The following is a 16,472-nucleotide window of genomic DNA, read 5'->3' on the forward strand; positions in this document are numbered from 1 at the left end:
CTGTTTATATCTTTCTAATTTTGCTTGTTGGTGATCTTTTTAGTTGTCTTGTGTGGGGTTAGCAGACTGTATTGCTTTTTCCTTGCGTATGAACTCATTTTGTTGTGGTACATGAAAAACGACCGATCGCCTCATGGCTTGGGCTTGAAGATTAACTACATAGTACTTATTACTGTATTAGGCGCTGCCTAATAATTTTATAAATTTAAGTGACACTTCATGTGCAGTAATATCTTGTACAAAGTGTCAAAGTTGGACGAAACAATGGACTTAGCAACACGATTAGAACTGCTTCTTGAAGTTTCCAAAGCAGGATCTTTTGCCAAAGCTGCAGATAGGCTGAACGTTGATCGCTCTGTTTTATCAAAGCAGGTAAAACAACTAGAGGAGCACTTGGGCGTAAGGTTGATCAATCGCACAACCCGCTCACTTTCGTTTACTCATGTAGGAAAACAGATCGTAGAGCAAGCAGTGAAGGTGAGTGAGTTGCTTGAAGATACGGAAAATATAGCCGCGTGTTTCTATAAAGAACCTATCGGCAATCTCCGTATATCGAGCACGACTCTGTTCGGTCGTCGGTTTCTGCAAAAAGCAGTTGAGGAGTTTCTAACTCGTTACCCAAGAGCGTCGATTGAATTGATACTAGATGATAGCCGTGTTGATTTGGTGGGCGAGGGGTTTGATATTGTCTTTCGTATTGGCCCAATGAGAGATTCGTCGATGATTGCCAAGAAGCTTGCCGACAACAAAACGGTCATAGTTGCCTCAGAAGCATTTATTGATAAGCACGGTATGCCACGTAGCCCAGAAGAGCTGACGATGTTACCAAGCATTATCTACTCACATGCAGGTTTTGTTGCGGACAAAGTTCAGTTCTATCTAGAGAGTAACACTGGGGAGCTTGAAACTTACGCCCTAAAAGGCAACTACCGAGTGAACGAGCCTGAGTTAATTGTCGAAAGTATAAAAGCCTCGCTCGGTTTTGGTCAGATAGGCCAATTTATGCTGAATGAAGGTTTGGCTGAGCAAGGTTTGGTGCAATTGTTGCCAGAGCGCGAAATTCCGTCTTTTGGTGATATCTATGCTATGTACACTCATCGAAAGCAGTCGCCGCTGGTGTTGGCCTTTATTGAAATCGTTCAAGAGATCATTGGTACACCACCAAGCTGGGAGAAGCACTTCGCTTAAAGAGAAATATATATCAATCAGCTACTTGGTAGGCCTAGTTATTAATTATGCATTCAGTACAGCATGGTTTTTTTGTACGGATTGGTGTTGCCTGAGGTTACAGGCCCGTTGACATCCGGAATTACGGATAGTTTTCAGAGATTGAAACCTGCATCTTCATGTTGAGCAGGTAAAGATAGTTGAGTTTTATATAATGACAAAAATACCGCTGATCGAGTCAGCGGTATTTTTATTGAGATCATTGGTTTGAAGGGGTGTGTATAGATTTCCTAGTTTGCAGAAGCTAATTCGACACTTTGTGTTTCACTAGCAACTTTCCAATCTCCACCTAACGCTTTATATACCGCAATCGTGGTGTTGGCCGTTTGAAGCTTGGCGGCTACTTGACGATCTTGCATCGCTTTTTGTTGTCTTTGTGCGTCGAGTACCGACAAGTAATCAACTAGACCCGCTTTGTATAATGACTTCGCTTTGCTTACGGCGTTGTCCACGGCGGCTGTTGCTTCATCTATCCGCTTTTGGTTTTCTTGGCTTCTGCCATAAGCGAACAATGTTGAGTCTACTTCTGCAAACGCGCTGTCTACCGAGTGTTGGTAGTTAAGCGCAGCAGAACGGAATCTAGCTTCGTTCATTTCCACCATGGCTTCACCCCTGCCACCATCGAATACATTCCAACTGATGCCTGCAGATGCAGCCCAACCGAACGAGTCGCTACTGAACAGATCATCAAAGCTACCTGCGGTGATACCTGGTGTGCCCGTTAGGAAGAACTTCGGATAGCGATTAGCAATGCTGGCGCCGAGTTCTTCGTTAATCGCCGCCATTTCACGTTCTGCGATTCGGATGTCTGGGCGTTGTTCCAACAAGTCAGAAGGTAACCCCGTAGGGATAATGTCTATCATTCTTGGCAAGGTAAATTCGACAGCTAAACGCTGATTCACGCTTATGAGTGATTGACCTAACAATACTGCCATACGCTGCTTGTGAACTTGCTCTGCTATCTCCAGTTGCGGCACGATAGACTCTGTTCCGGCAAGCATTGCTTTGGCTTGAGCAAGGTCTAGTTCAGAACCATAACCACTTCTTACAACCTTGGTGACCAGTTCCAGTGTTTGCTTTTGATCTTGAATGTTCTCAAGGGCAATCGCTTTACGTTCTTGAGCGCCACGGTATTGCAGGTAGTTGTGAATCACATCTGCGGTGATCAGTGTGTTCAAACCGGATTGGAATATTTCAGCTTGTTCAATACGAATCGTTGCGGCGTTGGATTGCTTGTCAATTCGACCAAACAAGTCCATTTCCCATGCTATGCTCGCACCTAAGAAACTACCATCGTGTTGCGCTTCCAATAACGACATGCCTGTTGCAGATTCAACTGCGTCTGACGCCCCAAAGACTGGGCCGAGTAGGGAGTCGTTCTCACTCAGTTGATAGTTGTAGTAACCGCCGCCAACGTTCACTGTGGGTACTTTGAACGATTCAACGACACTCTTGTACGAGTTAGCGATCTTGATGCGTTCTGCCGCCAATTTAAGAGGGATGTTTTGGTTTTGAACGTCGGTCACTAATTGGTTTAGCGTAGGATCATTAAATTGCGTCCACCAGTGACGGTGTTGTTGGTTTGTCTCGCTGTGGTTCTCGCTATTCTGGCTGTAGAGAAAAGTTTCAGCCATTGTTGTTTGTGGTTCTTCGTAATCAGGTCCAACCGCACAACCTGTAAGCAGTAGTGCTAGGGCAATAGGAGCCACTTTAAACCGAGGTAATAGATACATGTTTATGCTCCTTATTTGTTAATGTTTGGTTGGTTATCATTTGGAGTTCCACTGACTGTACAATTGGGTGTTGCTTCAAGGGTGACAATTGCATCTTGAATGGCTTCGTTGACCGTAGTCGCACTCTCTTCTGAACGATAGAAGAGCTTATATAACGCAGGCATTACGAATAGTGACAATACGGTTGCAGCGGCAAGACCACCGATAATGGTTGCGGCCATTTGATCGAATAGCAGGTCGGTTAACAGTGGAATCATGCCAAGAGCAGTGGTTAACGCCCCCATTGAAATTGCCATGGTTCGGTTTACGGTAGCTTCTTTAATCGCGTCTGATAATGAACGACCATTGGTACGCTCAAGCTCAATTTGATCCATCAACACGATGCCGTTTTTGATGATCATCCCCGTGAGTGTTACTGCACCAATCAATGCCATAAATCCGAACGGTTTATCTAACAGCAATAAGCTGAACGTTGCGCCAGTTGCAGCTAATGGCAAGGTAGTGAATATGATAACGGGCTGTTTGAAACCATTGAACATCGCGACCAAGATAATCACCATCAACAAGATTGCTTTTGGAAGTTGCTTGAGAATATCGCTTACGGCTTTGTGTTCGTCATAATATTCGCCACCCCATTCAAGGCTGTAACCATGAGGTAGGTGAATCGCTTCGATTTGATCTTTGATGGAGTTTCTGACTGCCGCTGGCGTGGTGTAACGACCCACACCTGCTTGTGCTGTGATAGTTTTCACACGGTCACGACGCCAAATCATAGTTTCTTCACTGGTGAGTTCGAACCCATCAATAACTTGACCTAGAGGCACGCTATGCACACCAAGTAGTGAACGCACAGGCAGTGTTTCTAGTGATTCAATTGAGCTTTCAGTTCCACGTAGTTGGATCGTCACCAACTCATCGTTTAGGTTCATGCGGCCAAGAGGCATGCCTTCAGACGCACGCTTCATTGCAAAGGCGATATCTGCTCTATTAATACCCGCTAGGCGAATTTTGTCTTGGTTGATGATAGGTTCAAGCACTTTACTTTTCTGGCGCCAGTCATCACGAACGTACTTGGTATCGGGGTGCTCCGCTAGAATCGCTTGAGCTTGTTCAGATAGGTTGTGTAGAACGTTAACATCAGGGCCTGAGAAACGAGCTTCAACGCTGAATTTATCTGAGGTTGCGAGTTTTAAGCTTCTAAAGCGTGGGTCGGCGTTTGGAAATTCCTCAGTTAACCATTTGTCACCACGAGCAATTAATGGACTCAATGAAGGGAAGTCAGTCGCGTTGATTAAAATTTGGCCGTACGCAGGGTCAAACGGTTCTGGTTCAATGGTTACGGAGAAACGTGGGGCACCGGCACCGACATAGGTTGAAATGCTGGTCACTTCCGGTTGTTCTAATAACCAAGCTTCGATACGCTTCATGTCTTCCGATGTTTGCTCCACCTTTGCGCCATTCGGTAGCCAATAATCCAAAAACAGGATAGGTCGGTCGGCTTGTGGAATAAAGTTAACAGCAATACTTGGAATTGCGAGCGCCGTTACTAATATCAATGGAACCAGAGCGCTCAATGCTTTTAGCGGGTTATCTACGGTCCAATTAACACTCTTACGGTATAAGCTGATTTTAGTATTTTCTTTTTGCTTCGTTGGCTTGATGAAGATCCAACACATCAGTGCAGTGAAGGTCATCGCGACAAACCAAGATAACAACAGAGATGAAGCGATGATTAGGAATACTGAGCTAGAAAACTCGGCGGCATCTGTTTTTGAGAAGATAACTGGGCTTGCACCCATGATAGCGATGACGGTTGCACCAAACAGCGGTGTAGCCGTTTCTTTTACTGAATCTATTGCCGCTTTAGTACGGTCAATCCCTTTGTTGATTTTAACAATCATCATATCGGTTATAACAATCGCGTTATCGACCAACATACCTAACGCCAAGATGAACGTGCCTAACGAAACCCTATGCAAATCAATAGAAGTTAAGTTCATGTAGATTAGGGTCAGTAGGATAGTCAGGATCAAGCTAGTACCAACGATCGTGGCACTCTTTAGTCCCATGAAAACGGCAAGTACGATAAATACAATCGCGACACTTTCAACTAAGTTGTTGACGAAATTATCAATCGATTTTTGCACTTCATCTGGTTGATTGGCAACGGTTGCGATATCAACACCGAGTGGAAGAGTCGCTTGGAAATCATTCACGATACGGTTGATGTCATCGCCTAACGAAACAACGTTAACGCCAGTAACAGGGCTCATCGCTAAGGTCACCGCGGGTGAGCCGTTATAGCGATTTTCAGTCATCATTGGTTCTTGGTAACCCATGGTGACTTCAGCAATATCACCCAGGCGAATTAGGCCTGTGCCAAATTCACTTACACCGCCTTTAAGCATTAAGTTTTTGATGTCTTCCAGAGACGAAAACTCACTGGATTGTTGAACCCGGATTCTTTCGCTACCCGCGGAAAACTTACCCGCTTCAAATGTTGTGTTTTGCGTGTTCAGTTGACTCCAAACTTGTGCCATCGATAGACCGTATTGAGCCAGCCGTTCGTCTGGGATATCAATATGCACGACGCGAGGTTGAACGCCGTGTAGCTCGACTTTTTTAATGCCATCAACGGTTTTGATGCGTCGTTGTAATTCTTCTGCGTAACGGCGCAATTCGACAGGTGATGCATCTTCACTGTGTATTGAGAAAAGCATGCCATACACTTCAGAGAATTCGTCTTGTACAACGCTGATTTGGGCGGTACTGGGCAGAAGTATCTTCATATCAGACACTTTACGACGCAATAGATCCCACTCTTGTGGTAATTGGTCTGATTGTAGTGACTCCTTCAAGTCTACAAATACCATCGACATACCAGGGCGAGACAGCGAACGAAGTCGGTTTAATGTCGCCATTTCTTGAAGCTTAGTTTCGACGGTGTCAGTGACTTGTTGTTCAACTTCTTCAGCTGAAGCGCCAGGGTATAGAGTGACGACCACAGCGGTTTTGATGGTGAAGCTTGGATCTTCAAGCTTGCCTAAATCGAAATAAGAGAATAGGCCTGCGATCACACTCAATGCAGTGAAAAACAGGATGAAGGTGCGTTGTTTGATCGCAAAATCAGCTAGATTCATCATGGTCTACCTACAGGCTCTTGACTTGGATATTTGAGAAATGCTGACCTTCGATCACGTACTGAGATCCGCTAACGATCACGTAGTCGCCATCTTTCAATGTCGATTCAACACATGCTGAGTCTTTGTTAAGCGATACAACATTAACCATTACACCTTGTGCTTGTTCGTTTTCGATCGTGAACACTTGCTCGATACCCGATTGATTCACGATGGCTGAATAAGGTAGACAGAAGTTGTTAGAGATTTCACCTAGCTGAGTCGACAAGGTTACTGCTTTGCCCGGTAAGAGTTGTCCAGATACTTGTTCATCAGTGAGTAACGCTAAACGGTAAGTCACTGAGTAGGTTTGCTTGATTGGATGTGGCTGAGTCGAGATCTCACTGGCGTAAGCCGTTAGTTGATGTTTTGACCCATACCAACTGATTTGCGATTGTTGATCTGAGCTGAATTTATGAATGAGATTTTCAGGGACATCAATTTTAACTTCAAGTTGGTCCGGGTTGTGAATCGTAAACACAGAGATGCCCGGTAGAACTTGCTCGTACTGATCGAAGTTGGAAGAAGCAACGATTCCATCGAAAGGCGCGAGCAGTTGAGTATAACGAATGGCGTCTTTGGCACGGCGAATGTTTTGCTCAACGACTTTAACGGCTGCTTCGCTACGCTCGTAACCACTAATTGCTCTGTCTAGGTTAACGTTAGCAATGGCGTTGTCATCAATCGCTTGTTTTACGCGTGCGAGTTCTGCCTTGGCAAGTTTGTGTGCTGATTTCGCCTCTAATGCGCGAGCTTGTAACTCCTCTAACGCAACTTGGTAGTCGTGCGGGTCAAGTTCTGCTAAAGGTTGACCTTTAACTACGGTATCACCGGTCGACACTAGGATCTTTTGGATGGTGCCGGGAACACGAAATGCCACGCCTGCGGTTTCAGAAGATTGCAGTTTACCTGTAAACGATTTGTGAGTTTGATTCGCTAGTGGTTCTAGCTGAACGACTTGAATCGGGCGATCTTGTTTTTTCTTCTGACCCATGCCAGATGGTGTAGTTACAACGGATTGGTTACAACCGATAAGAGACAGAAGAGTCGCTGCAAGTAGGGAATAGCGATAGATTGGCATCATGAATTGCTCCTAAATATTGATAGAGCAATTGTATCTAGATGTAAGTCAGAGATAATCAGTGTTAACGGTATAACACTGTCATGCTAATCATGACAATAACTAAAGATTTGGCAGTTCTTGTAACAAGAAATCAATCAATAATTGGCTAGCATGACTCAATGCCTTGCGTTGTGGATACAACAACCAAGCCTCATCTTTTCGCATAGTATCGGTCGGGAAAAGGTTAATCAGTGAACCGTCTTTGAGCTCTTGCCTCACCATGAGTTCTGGTAATAGAGCGATACCTCGATGACGTGTTGATGCGCCTTTTACGAAACCGATACTGTCGCTGACGATAGAAGGTTCGACCTTAACTACTTGGCCTGATATCTCCCATTCTTTGTCTATATCGCCGCTTGGCCAGCGAAAACAAACACACGGAAAACGAGAGAGTTCTTCAATCGTTGAGGGTTTGCCATATTTCTCAATGTATTCTGGACTAGCAACAAAAATACGTTGTAAATCCATCACCTTACGCGCCACCACGTTGGAGTCACTTAAGCGGCCACCATGCATGGCGAGATCTAGTCCTTGGCGGTACATGTCAAGAAAGCCGTTACTGATACTTCTTATATCGAGTTCAACCTCAGGGTATAAATCTTGGAATTTAAAGAGCGTAGATTGAACGATATCGCCTGTCTCTGGAAGCAAACCAATTTTCACACGACCGTGTGGAACTTCTAAAAGGTTAGATGCCATGTGGTTGGCTTTTTCAAGTGCACTTAATGCTTTCAGTAACTCGTTATAATAAAGCTCACCTGACTTAGTGACCGATAAACTTCGAGTGGTACGAAAGAACAATTGGATATTGAGTGTTTTCTCTAAATCGTTGATCCGTCGACTGACATTCGCACGTGGTAGATCTAATGCGTTAGCTGCAGCGGTAAAGCTACCAAGTTCAACAACGGTCGTGAATAGTTTAAGGTCTTCGATTTTCATAATGATGGACGTGTTCGAATGCTGACTTGGGATAATTGGTTGGTATCGTATATCAAATGGTATATAAAATCGAAAAAACCGATGAGTAATTATGTACTCATCGGTTTTAGTTAAATTAGAATCGAGCAATGGTAAGCAACAAAATCCAAAGTTTAGCGACCGCGTCCGTCCAACATAACAACAATTGTTTTAGTAATGATGCTTAGATCTGCTGCAATCCAAGATTTAACAGAGCATAGACTCAGAGCGTAACTGTGATCAAAACCGACTTTACGACGAACATCATCTATGCACGTGTCATAACCTTGATTAACTTGAGCTAGCCCCGTGATACCAGGCATTACGCCGTATGTGCGGTCAGCGAAGTATGGAATTTCATTTTCCAATTTGTTGTAAAAGGTTGGACGCTCAGGGCGAGGGCCGATCAGCGACATCTCACCTTTTAATACATTAAATAGTTGTGGAAGTTCATCAAGACGCGTCTTTCTCAGAAACCGCCCAACAGGGGTGATGCGAGGATCGTTCTGAGTCGCCCAAACCGCACCAGAACGTGTTTCTGCATCTTCGTACATGCTGCGAAACTTCATGATTTCAAATATTTCCATCTTCTCAGGTGTTGATTTACCAACGCGCAATTGACGATAGAAGATCGGCCCGTGTGAGGTTAGCACAATAGCCAGTGCTATAAATGGGAACACCGGAGATAAGATAACTAACGCGAATAAAGAGCTTACAAAATCAAAAGTACGTTTCGCGCGAGCAATTTTATTTTGGTATAAGTTTTGGTTAGATAGTTGGTCAATGTTCATCATGGTCAGTCCTTAACGATTAGCTCGAGTCCAAGGGGCGTTTTCGAGTCCTAGTAGGTAACGTATGCCACCAATGAAGTTGGCATAATGACCAACGATTAAATATGAAATTAAAGAAATCGGTTTATTAGTGATATTCTTAGGCATGATGCAACCCAGTACGCCGATGCTATAAACAGCAATTTGCGCCCAAAGCATGACTTCGAATACTAAATAATCTCTAAGAAGAACTGAGCACACAAAGCAAACAATCATTAAATAGGGTGTTAACAGTCTTAATCCTTTTCCGGAGAAGAACGCAAACGCGATACCTTTAAATTTGGGGTTGAATAGGCCAATTAATCGAATTGCTTGCTGCATATTGCCTGCAGAAATCCTTAATCGACGTTTAAAGTCAGTTCTCAAGTTGGATGCTTCAAGCTCTAATGCCACCATCTGTGCTTCGTATACCGCGATGAAGCCTTGTTTTACGATTTGCATAGGTAAAATGAAGTCATCATTGATGGTATTTAGAGGCAGTGGCTCAAACAAGCTCGTTCTAATTAAATAGAAAGCACCGTGAGAACCTAAACTAGAGCCCATCGACGCTTCGCACTCTTTAACAACGGTTTGATACTTCCAGTAAGTGTTTTCACCTTCGTTTCCAATAGGGCATAGTTGATAAGTCGCATTAACAACACCAACCTTGTCACTTTCAAAATGCGCACTTGCGATTAACAGTGCATCCAATGATATCAACGCTGAAACGTCACTCAATGCTGTGATGTCACTTGTTATGCTCGTCACTTCTTCGTTGATAACAGAAACTTTTCCTCTGTTTTGTACATGGTCATGTATTTCAAAGTAAATATCGCTGCACATCGCTTCTTGAATGGTCATCTGCGCGATTTTGACCGTGTTGTCAGTACATCCGTCGCAGGCAATAATCACTTGCAATTTCTTTTTAGGGTAATCAAGAGCGGATAGGTTACGAATCTTATCTGCTATCCATTGTTCTTCATTAAATGCAGGCACAAGGATAGTGATAGTTGGAAGTGTGCAGTCTTGCTCTACATCTTTATAGCAACGAGAGTTTTCGCTTACAGTACGAGCTGGATGGTGTCGTGCATACCAACGTAACAGTATTGGATATGCTGCGTGGTGATAAACAATCAAAGCGCTAGAAAACAAAAATAAGCCAGCGAGTATCCAATCGTTCATGCGAAAGCTCCTTCAGAAATGTCGTTGTAAGAGGCGACCATTTTTACAATGTCGAAATGTTCAAGTACGTAACTCCGTGGGGATAAAAAGCATTCATTTTGGTTTTCTAACAATGCGTTGGCGAGCCCAGTAATGCTGCCACTTTTAACAAGTGTGCCACTCACTGGGCATAAAGTTTCATCAACCGCTCCAACGTTCATTGCGACCGTCGGGATGTTGCAGGCTTGAGCTTCAAGCGTTGAAAGCGGTAAACCTTCATATCGGGATGGAAGGCAGAATACGTTTAATGCGCCATAGAAGGTTGTCATGTCTTCAACTAAACCAAGAAATATTACGCGCTCATTTAATTGCAGTTTGTTGGTTAATGCTGCCAATTGTTCACGCTTAGAACCGACTCCAGCAAATGCCACTATGGTATTGGCTGGTAGTAGGGCAAGCGCTTTGATGAGTTGGTCTTGGCCCTTAACTTGTTCTAGTCGACCTGCGCAACCAATAATATGTTTGTCGAGTGGCAGATTGAGTTTCGCTCTGGCCTCTGTTATTGGCTGCGGTCTAAATTTGTCACAATCGACGCCATTTTTAATAGTAATGATGTTTTTGTAAGAGAAGGCGCGGCAAAGTTGTTTGTAAACACGAGTAGCATCAGCAACGAGAGTGGGCTGAGCGGCTTTCAATGCAAGAGCTTGCAGGCGACGACGTTTAGTGTTGTTTAGGTGCCATGCGTCGTGCTCGGTGTGAATTCGTGTTGGCACTCCCGTTATGCGTGCAGCATAGCCGGCGTACAGCAATGGGCCAATGTGATGAGTGTGAACCACATCTGGGCGGATAGCTTTGAACGCTTTAATTAGCTTGAGAATGACATTGAATTGAACGCCTGGCTCTTTGTCTAGAAATACGATTTGGTTGTGGTAAGACTCTAGTTTCGGCCAATTATCGATAGATTCTTGCTTTGTTCCCTCTAAGCTTACAATCAGCACCTGGTCATACGGTTTAGCAAAGCGAAGCAAATCTAAGGTAAGTGTCTCTAGACCTCCGGGTGCAAGGTGCTGAACAACATGTATTACCTTCTTTCCATGTGTAGCGAGTTGGTTTCCCATAATTTTCTCCCTGCAATAAAATGGTCTAAGTTTGTTCGATTTTATTCTCTCATTAGACAATTGCACGAGTTATGCCAACTTATTAATCCTTATTTATCATGGCCTTATGTTTTTACTTATGTTGTTGCTTTGTCATTCTCAATATAGGAATCAAAACACAATGATGGAATGAGTGAGTGAAAGCGAAGGTAAAGTACATGCTTAAACTGGCAGATGCTCAAAGATCAGGAATAAATAATAGTCGAAGAGTGAATACGTTTAGAAAGAGAAACACCAGCACTGAGCTGGTGTCTTGGTTAAAAATTAAATCGGCGTAGCTGGTTTTTGAACTAGCTCATTCTCGGAATAACAGTGATCACTGGCACACCTAAAATGTCTTCGATTTCTTCCTTACGTTTAATGGAAGAGTCGAACAACTCGAATAACACTGCCAAACCTATACCTAAACCAATTCCAGCTACTAGTCCTGCTAGGACAAACACGAAGGTTGGCATGTTTGACTTTACGCTCGGAGTGAACGGTAAATCGATGATTTTAACTCGTTTGTTCTGTTCGAATACACCTAACGACCCGGTTAGCTGCGCCATTTCATAACGTTCCGTCAACTCATCGTACAGTTGACGTTTGATATTCACATCACGTTGAAGTCGATACATCTCTTTGGCGTTTTCACCGAAATTGTTAGCCTTGTTTTCTAACTCAAAGATCATTGTTTTCAGGCTCTTGGTCTCTTCGGTTAATGATTCAAATTGAGCTCGAACTAATTGCAAGCTGTGTAATTGGGTCACAAGAAGTGGTTGAGTATCTGATAACTTGTTCAATGTGGTGCTACTGGCAATGTCCCATAACTGATCACTGTTCATACTCGGTTGTTTTAGATCGAGTAGCATTTTTCTTTCGTTCTCAAGGCGCTCTAATTCACGAACTTTTGCTTGCACGGCACTGTGTCTGTCGGTGTATTTGGCTTGTAGCAAAGTGAGTTCACTACGAATATCAATAATCTGATCTTCTAAGCGCCCAATCACGGGGTTGGTTTTTGATAATTGTTGATCAATCGAACCTAAACTTTTTTTAACACCAGATAATTCCGCTTCTTTTTCTGCAAGTGTTTGTTTGAGTGAAGCTAAACGATTCAAGCTCTGACTTTGCACTTCTGGTGTTGAGTGTACGTTTTCATTCACATAGAGCGCTAATGCTTCTTCTGCATCAGCGAGTTCGGCACTGCGCTCATCAATATGAATTTTCAAAAAGTCACTAGAATCTTGAATGGATGAACGTTCCGGGGCTAACAACTGCTCAATAAAGTGTTCGCTGACAGACTGAAGGGTCGCTTCCATACCAATCGATGTGTTTGAGCTTAGGCTGATTTTGAGAAAATCTTTGCCTAGCTGAGTCACGGATAAACGTTTAGACAAATCAGATATAATTTCCTCACGGTCCAAACTCGACATCTCTGGAGTAATCAGTTCAAGCTCTTCTGCTACTGAATAGAGGACATGACGGCTATGAAGCAGTGTTCTAAGTGCACTGATGCGATCTTTAAGCATAGTTGAAACGGCAATGTCCTCTAAAAAAGGGTTCATCTTCGCCGTTTCTTGAATCAACATACTGGTATGAGCATCATATTTTGTCGGCGCTAGCTTACTCACGCCGAAACCAACGAAAGGAAGGATAAGAATCGGTACCATAATTACGTAACGCTGGCGCCACGCCGCGTTCAAAAGAACTAATAGTCGCAATTTAAAATTATTCATAATAGCTCCAACATCCAATGTACGAAGTTACCACGGTTCTGCCAGCTGTCTTTTTCAACGATTGATATCGGTGAATTTGAAAGTTGGCGAGCTCTATCGAGTGCCTTTATCATTTGTTGTGCGTTGTTAACGGTTGTAACGTGTTCTTGATAAGGCAAGAGAGCAGGGAATGGCGTTGTAACAATAGGCGTTCCTGCTGCTAGGTATTCCATGAGTTTTAATGGACTACATGCGCGAATTTGTTCGTTATCAACGAAAGGCAGCAGACTCACATCCCAGTGCTGGGAATAACTTGGTAACGTATGATGTGGTCGTGGTCCAAGGTAATGCACGTTATTAAGTGTCGGCAGCGCTAAGTTATCTAATTCGTTTGGGCCAATAAAGACGAAATCCCATTCCGGCATTGCGCTAGCAACATGTCCAATCATTTCATAATCTAACCACTTAGATAAGCTGCCATAAAAGCCCGCGATTGGTCGATGATTACTCGGCAAATCGTCCGCTCTAACGGTTGGTGTTGAGAAGAGACCAACATCGACTCCGTGTGGCAATAGTTGAGATTTATCTTCAGGAAATTTAGTCATGAGCTTCTTGCTTGCTGCAAAGATTAGATCTGACTTTTCGATGAGTTCAGATTCATGCTCAGTAATGGTTTGATGGTCAACACCGGCTAAGGCGCTGAAATCGTCTCCACAATAATAAACCACTGCAGATTCGCCAAGGTGACCACACAGGTCAACAGCCGTGGGAAGTGATGTCCAAAGAATTGGAGCGTAAAGGTTGAGCTCTGCAATAATCGGCTTAAGTTGTTTCAACATCATTCGTTGCGCCAGCTTTCTTGATAATTTAGACGCTGGTGCCGGTATCGTCTTTAAATTGACGACTGTAATGTTGCTTTGCCCATTTGAGTCGAGCATATTCTGTGTTACTGCGTTTGTCTTACCCAATAGTTTGTTGAACGCACGAGAGACATCTTTTACTGAAAGTTTAGGCTGTCTCAAACCAATTGAATTTACCCAAAGCACTTTGTGTGTTTTAGCAAGATGACGAACAAGATGTTGAGTCGACGACGGAAGACCGCCAAAGTCTTCACCGAATACGATTAAATCACGCATGATCACCTCCACGAGTTTCAAATGAATCAAATGCATCAGATTTCTTCACTTCTTCGGACTTAATTTGACCAACGACTCGAGCAGGATTACCTGCGGCGATTGAAAACGAAGGGATGTTTTTCGTAACCACACTACCAGCTGCAACAACAGCGCCTTCGCCAATGGTCACGCCACCTTTTATAGTGACGTTAGTACCTAACCACACGTCTTGCTCAAGAACAATGTCGCCGATTTGTTGAGGGTCGTCACCTTCACCTGCAGCTCGACGTTTTGCATCAAGCGGGTGGCCAGAGTACCCAAACAAGAATGCACCGCCAGCGATGCGAACATTGTCTGAAATGATGACTTTACCTCCCACGGCAATCGTTGACTGCCAACCAATATCGACATTACTACCAATGGAAAGAAGAGGGTGCTCTAAGCCCTCTAATGGCTGAGTACAGCCTGAAAATGTACTATGGCCAGAGATACGACAGTTATCGCCAATTGAAATCTGTAGTGGACCGCTCACAAATGGCAAGCCACCGTATAGATACAAATGCTTTCCACATTGAGCGATTCTGCCTTTGAATGTGGGCGTCCAGTAGAAGAATCGGGTAAAGCCAGAAACCATATTTGCAACCAACTTGTGTGCTTGGTATAGGCAGCGATTAAGTATTTGTGGGGTAGGTAGTTCGGCGCTTCTTAGGTATTTCAAAATGAAAAATACATTTCTAATTCGAGAATTAGGATGAAATTTAAGCCAATGTTTGAATTGATGTATGGATGCTGACGTCATAATGAAGTTCCTTCTATGTTGTTATATAGATGTACTTTCACATTACGTGCCACTAAATTTATTTATTTATTTCAGTTAGTTAGAGTTTTTCTTTTAGGTTTTCTCATTTTGACAAGCAGTATGAGACACGTTTGATACGCAAACTGTGAGTGCAGCTAGAATGTAAATTGGCCAGTTGAAGCCTTGTGTGAGGAAGGTGCCAGATACTATGGTACCGACTAAACCGGCATACACGGCATAAGCGACGGCATTAAGTTCGGGTACGACAGACGTACCGGCTTGAGATAACCGTGCTAGTGTGGCTCTTGAGGTTCTGATTAACGAGATAATCAAAGTGACAAAAATGACTAAGCCAATAAAGCCTGTTTCTGCCAGAACGCCAAACCATGTGCTGTGAACTGCGTGATTCAAGCCGTCCCAATAGGAGCTATAGAAGAAGTAGTTTGAGTAGAAGTTATTTAAGCCAACACCTGTCAATGGATTTTCTACCGCCATTTTAAAGGCCGCTTCCCAAGCGTAAATTCTCCCCATGGCAGATTCATCAATACCTTGTTCCGCTGCCCCTCCAGATGATCTATCGCCTATACCTGCGACAAAATAGAGTACTATCGCGCCGACCGCCCCCAATGATATTAATAGCACTTTTGAACGAATGAGTTTCAGAGCAAAGATACCAACAACCGCAATCGAGCCAAGTAACCCACCTCGGCTTTGAGTAGCGATAATCGCAACTAACAATAAGACACAAACTAATGCACTAATTATCCGCTTGAAATTGGAAATACCGGGTGTAATGGTTTGGCTAATGGCGAATGCGAGCGGGAAAAGCAACACCAAGGCGAGATCGTTCGGGTCACCGAGCATCGAGCCTAAATCTCGTCCAATAGTCACCCTAGAACCTTCGACAATACCAATACCGTTTACTGAATTATAAACAGCGATGATACTCACCAAAGCCCCGGCATAGATAATAGTCATCGCTGTCTTTGCGAGGTTTTCCGTCGTATTAACCAACCAAGTAATGGCGAGCGTCATGACGATGATCTTCCAATAAATGCTTTTAAATTCTGCAAATGCGATTGAACGGCTAGATGCGAACACAAGGCCAACAATGGTCAGCAACCAAAAGATGGCCAGCCAGCTCAGTGAATGGTGCCAGAATATCTTAAGCTCTCTACTGATTAACGAATGCCATAGCAGTGCCGATAATGCTCCCAAAGATAATAGTAGAGGTATCTTTAATGGGTAAAGTTGAGGTAGTGCCTCATGAATTCTGAAGAATGAAAATACGACGAACAAAAGCACAAACCAAAACGCTTTATTGATAACGAATAAAGCGCCCAGCGGTATAAAGGCAAGCACGATAACCACCGCAGGATGAGGAACTAAATACCAAGCAGCACCAATTATTAGACTCATGGTTGAAAGCCCAATAATGAGTGGTGTTCTGTTGGCTTGGTAGTTCATCGCATCTCCTTGCGGCTTGCACATCAACGGATTCAGGTAGTCGAACTTTCT

Annotated in this window: 12 protein-coding genes; 1 reads left to right on the plus strand and 11 read right to left on the minus strand. The window is 43.7% G+C overall.

From position 1 onward, the window contains the following. Positions 1-264 precede the first annotated feature (264 nt). Positions 265-1,188, plus strand: a complete 924-nt coding sequence (locus IQO02_RS01155) for a LysR family transcriptional regulator (protein ID WP_010440963.1) — start codon at positions 265-267, stop codon at positions 1,186-1,188. Between the two features lie 269 nt (positions 1,189-1,457). Here the strand turns inward: IQO02_RS01155 and IQO02_RS01160 are convergent, their stop codons facing one another. From IQO02_RS01160 to IQO02_RS01210, 11 genes are all read right to left on the minus strand, one after another. After that, positions 1,458-2,960 carry an efflux transporter outer membrane subunit gene (locus IQO02_RS01160; protein WP_193838490.1) on the minus strand — a complete coding sequence of 501 codons (1,503 nt, stop codon included), beginning with the start codon at positions 2,958-2,960 and terminating at the stop codon, positions 1,458-1,460. A gap of 11 nt (positions 2,961-2,971) precedes the next feature. Then, complete coding sequence (locus IQO02_RS01165; protein ID WP_016795299.1) at positions 2,972-6,100, minus strand: efflux RND transporter permease subunit; 3,129 nt, start codon at positions 6,098-6,100, stop codon at positions 2,972-2,974. 10 nt (positions 6,101-6,110) lie between these two features. Continuing rightward, complete coding sequence (locus IQO02_RS01170; RefSeq protein WP_010440958.1) at positions 6,111-7,223, minus strand: efflux RND transporter periplasmic adaptor subunit; 1,113 nt, start codon at positions 7,221-7,223, stop codon at positions 6,111-6,113. A gap of 99 nt (positions 7,224-7,322) precedes the next feature. Next, complete coding sequence (locus tag IQO02_RS01175) at positions 7,323-8,201, minus strand: LysR family transcriptional regulator (protein WP_010440956.1); 879 nt, start codon at positions 8,199-8,201, stop codon at positions 7,323-7,325. 152 nt (positions 8,202-8,353) lie between these two features. Then, positions 8,354-9,013, minus strand: coding sequence for a sugar transferase (locus IQO02_RS01180; RefSeq protein ID WP_016795300.1), 660 nt, complete (start codon positions 9,011-9,013; stop codon positions 8,354-8,356). A 9-nt stretch (positions 9,014-9,022) separates the two neighbouring features. Further along, positions 9,023-10,210: a glycosyltransferase family 2 protein gene (locus IQO02_RS01185; RefSeq protein WP_010440952.1), complete on the minus strand. Its 1,188-nt coding sequence runs from the start codon at positions 10,208-10,210 to the stop codon at positions 9,023-9,025. Next, complete coding sequence (locus IQO02_RS01190; RefSeq protein WP_010440950.1) at positions 10,207-11,307, minus strand: glycosyltransferase; 1,101 nt, start codon at positions 11,305-11,307, stop codon at positions 10,207-10,209. The genes IQO02_RS01185 and IQO02_RS01190 overlap by 4 nt, the downstream gene beginning before the upstream one ends. 329 nt (positions 11,308-11,636) lie before the next feature. Then, a complete protein-coding gene (locus IQO02_RS01195) occupies positions 11,637-13,061 on the minus strand; it encodes a GumC family protein (RefSeq protein ID WP_010440948.1) in 1,425 nt (474 codons plus the stop codon). Further along, on the minus strand, positions 13,058-14,176 hold the full coding sequence (locus tag IQO02_RS01200) for a glycosyltransferase (protein ID WP_010440947.1): 1,119 nt from the start codon (positions 14,174-14,176) through the stop codon (positions 13,058-13,060). Before IQO02_RS01200 ends, IQO02_RS01195 begins: the two co-directional genes overlap by 4 nt. After that, entirely contained in the window at positions 14,169-14,954 is a 786-nt protein-coding gene (locus IQO02_RS01205; RefSeq protein ID WP_010440945.1) for an acyltransferase, read from the minus strand. Before IQO02_RS01205 ends, IQO02_RS01200 begins: the two co-directional genes overlap by 8 nt. A 93-nt stretch (positions 14,955-15,047) precedes the next feature. Beyond that, entirely contained in the window at positions 15,048-16,421 is a 1,374-nt protein-coding gene (locus IQO02_RS01210) for an O-antigen ligase family protein (protein WP_010440944.1), read from the minus strand. Positions 16,422-16,472: the final 51 nt, after the last annotated feature.

This window comes from Vibrio sp. OPT24, assembly GCF_015163545.1.
Taxonomy (GTDB): Bacteria; Pseudomonadota; Gammaproteobacteria; order Enterobacterales; family Vibrionaceae; genus Vibrio; species Vibrio cyclitrophicus.

Bases quoted from the DNA above. Each gene is read 5' to 3' on its own strand.
- IQO02_RS01185 (WP_010440952.1), bottom strand. From the start codon at position 10,210: ATGAACGATTGGATACTCGCTGGCTTATTTTTGTTTTCTAGCGCTTTG.
- IQO02_RS01175 (WP_010440956.1), bottom strand. From the start codon at position 8,201: ATGAAAATCGAAGACCTTAAACTATTCACGACCGTTGTTGAACTTGGT.
- IQO02_RS01180 (WP_016795300.1), bottom strand. From the start codon at position 9,013: ATGATGAACATTGACCAACTATCTAACCAAAACTTATACCAAAATAAA.
- IQO02_RS01200 (WP_010440947.1), bottom strand. From the start codon at position 14,176: ATGCGTGATTTAATCGTATTCGGTGAAGACTTTGGCGGTCTTCCGTCG.
- IQO02_RS01190 (WP_010440950.1), bottom strand. From the start codon at position 11,307: ATGGGAAACCAACTCGCTACACATGGAAAGAAGGTAATACATGTTGTT.
- IQO02_RS01165 (WP_016795299.1), bottom strand. From the start codon at position 6,100: ATGAATCTAGCTGATTTTGCGATCAAACAACGCACCTTCATCCTGTTT.
- IQO02_RS01160 (WP_193838490.1), bottom strand. From the start codon at position 2,960: ATGTATCTATTACCTCGGTTTAAAGTGGCTCCTATTGCCCTAGCACTA.
- IQO02_RS01210 (WP_010440944.1), bottom strand. From the start codon at position 16,421: ATGAACTACCAAGCCAACAGAACACCACTCATTATTGGGCTTTCAACC.
- IQO02_RS01205 (WP_010440945.1), bottom strand. From the start codon at position 14,954: ATGACGTCAGCATCCATACATCAATTCAAACATTGGCTTAAATTTCAT.
- IQO02_RS01170 (WP_010440958.1), bottom strand. From the start codon at position 7,223: ATGATGCCAATCTATCGCTATTCCCTACTTGCAGCGACTCTTCTGTCT.
- IQO02_RS01195 (WP_010440948.1), bottom strand. From the start codon at position 13,061: ATGAATAATTTTAAATTGCGACTATTAGTTCTTTTGAACGCGGCGTGG.
- IQO02_RS01155 (WP_010440963.1), top strand. From the start codon at position 265: ATGGACTTAGCAACACGATTAGAACTGCTTCTTGAAGTTTCCAAAGCA.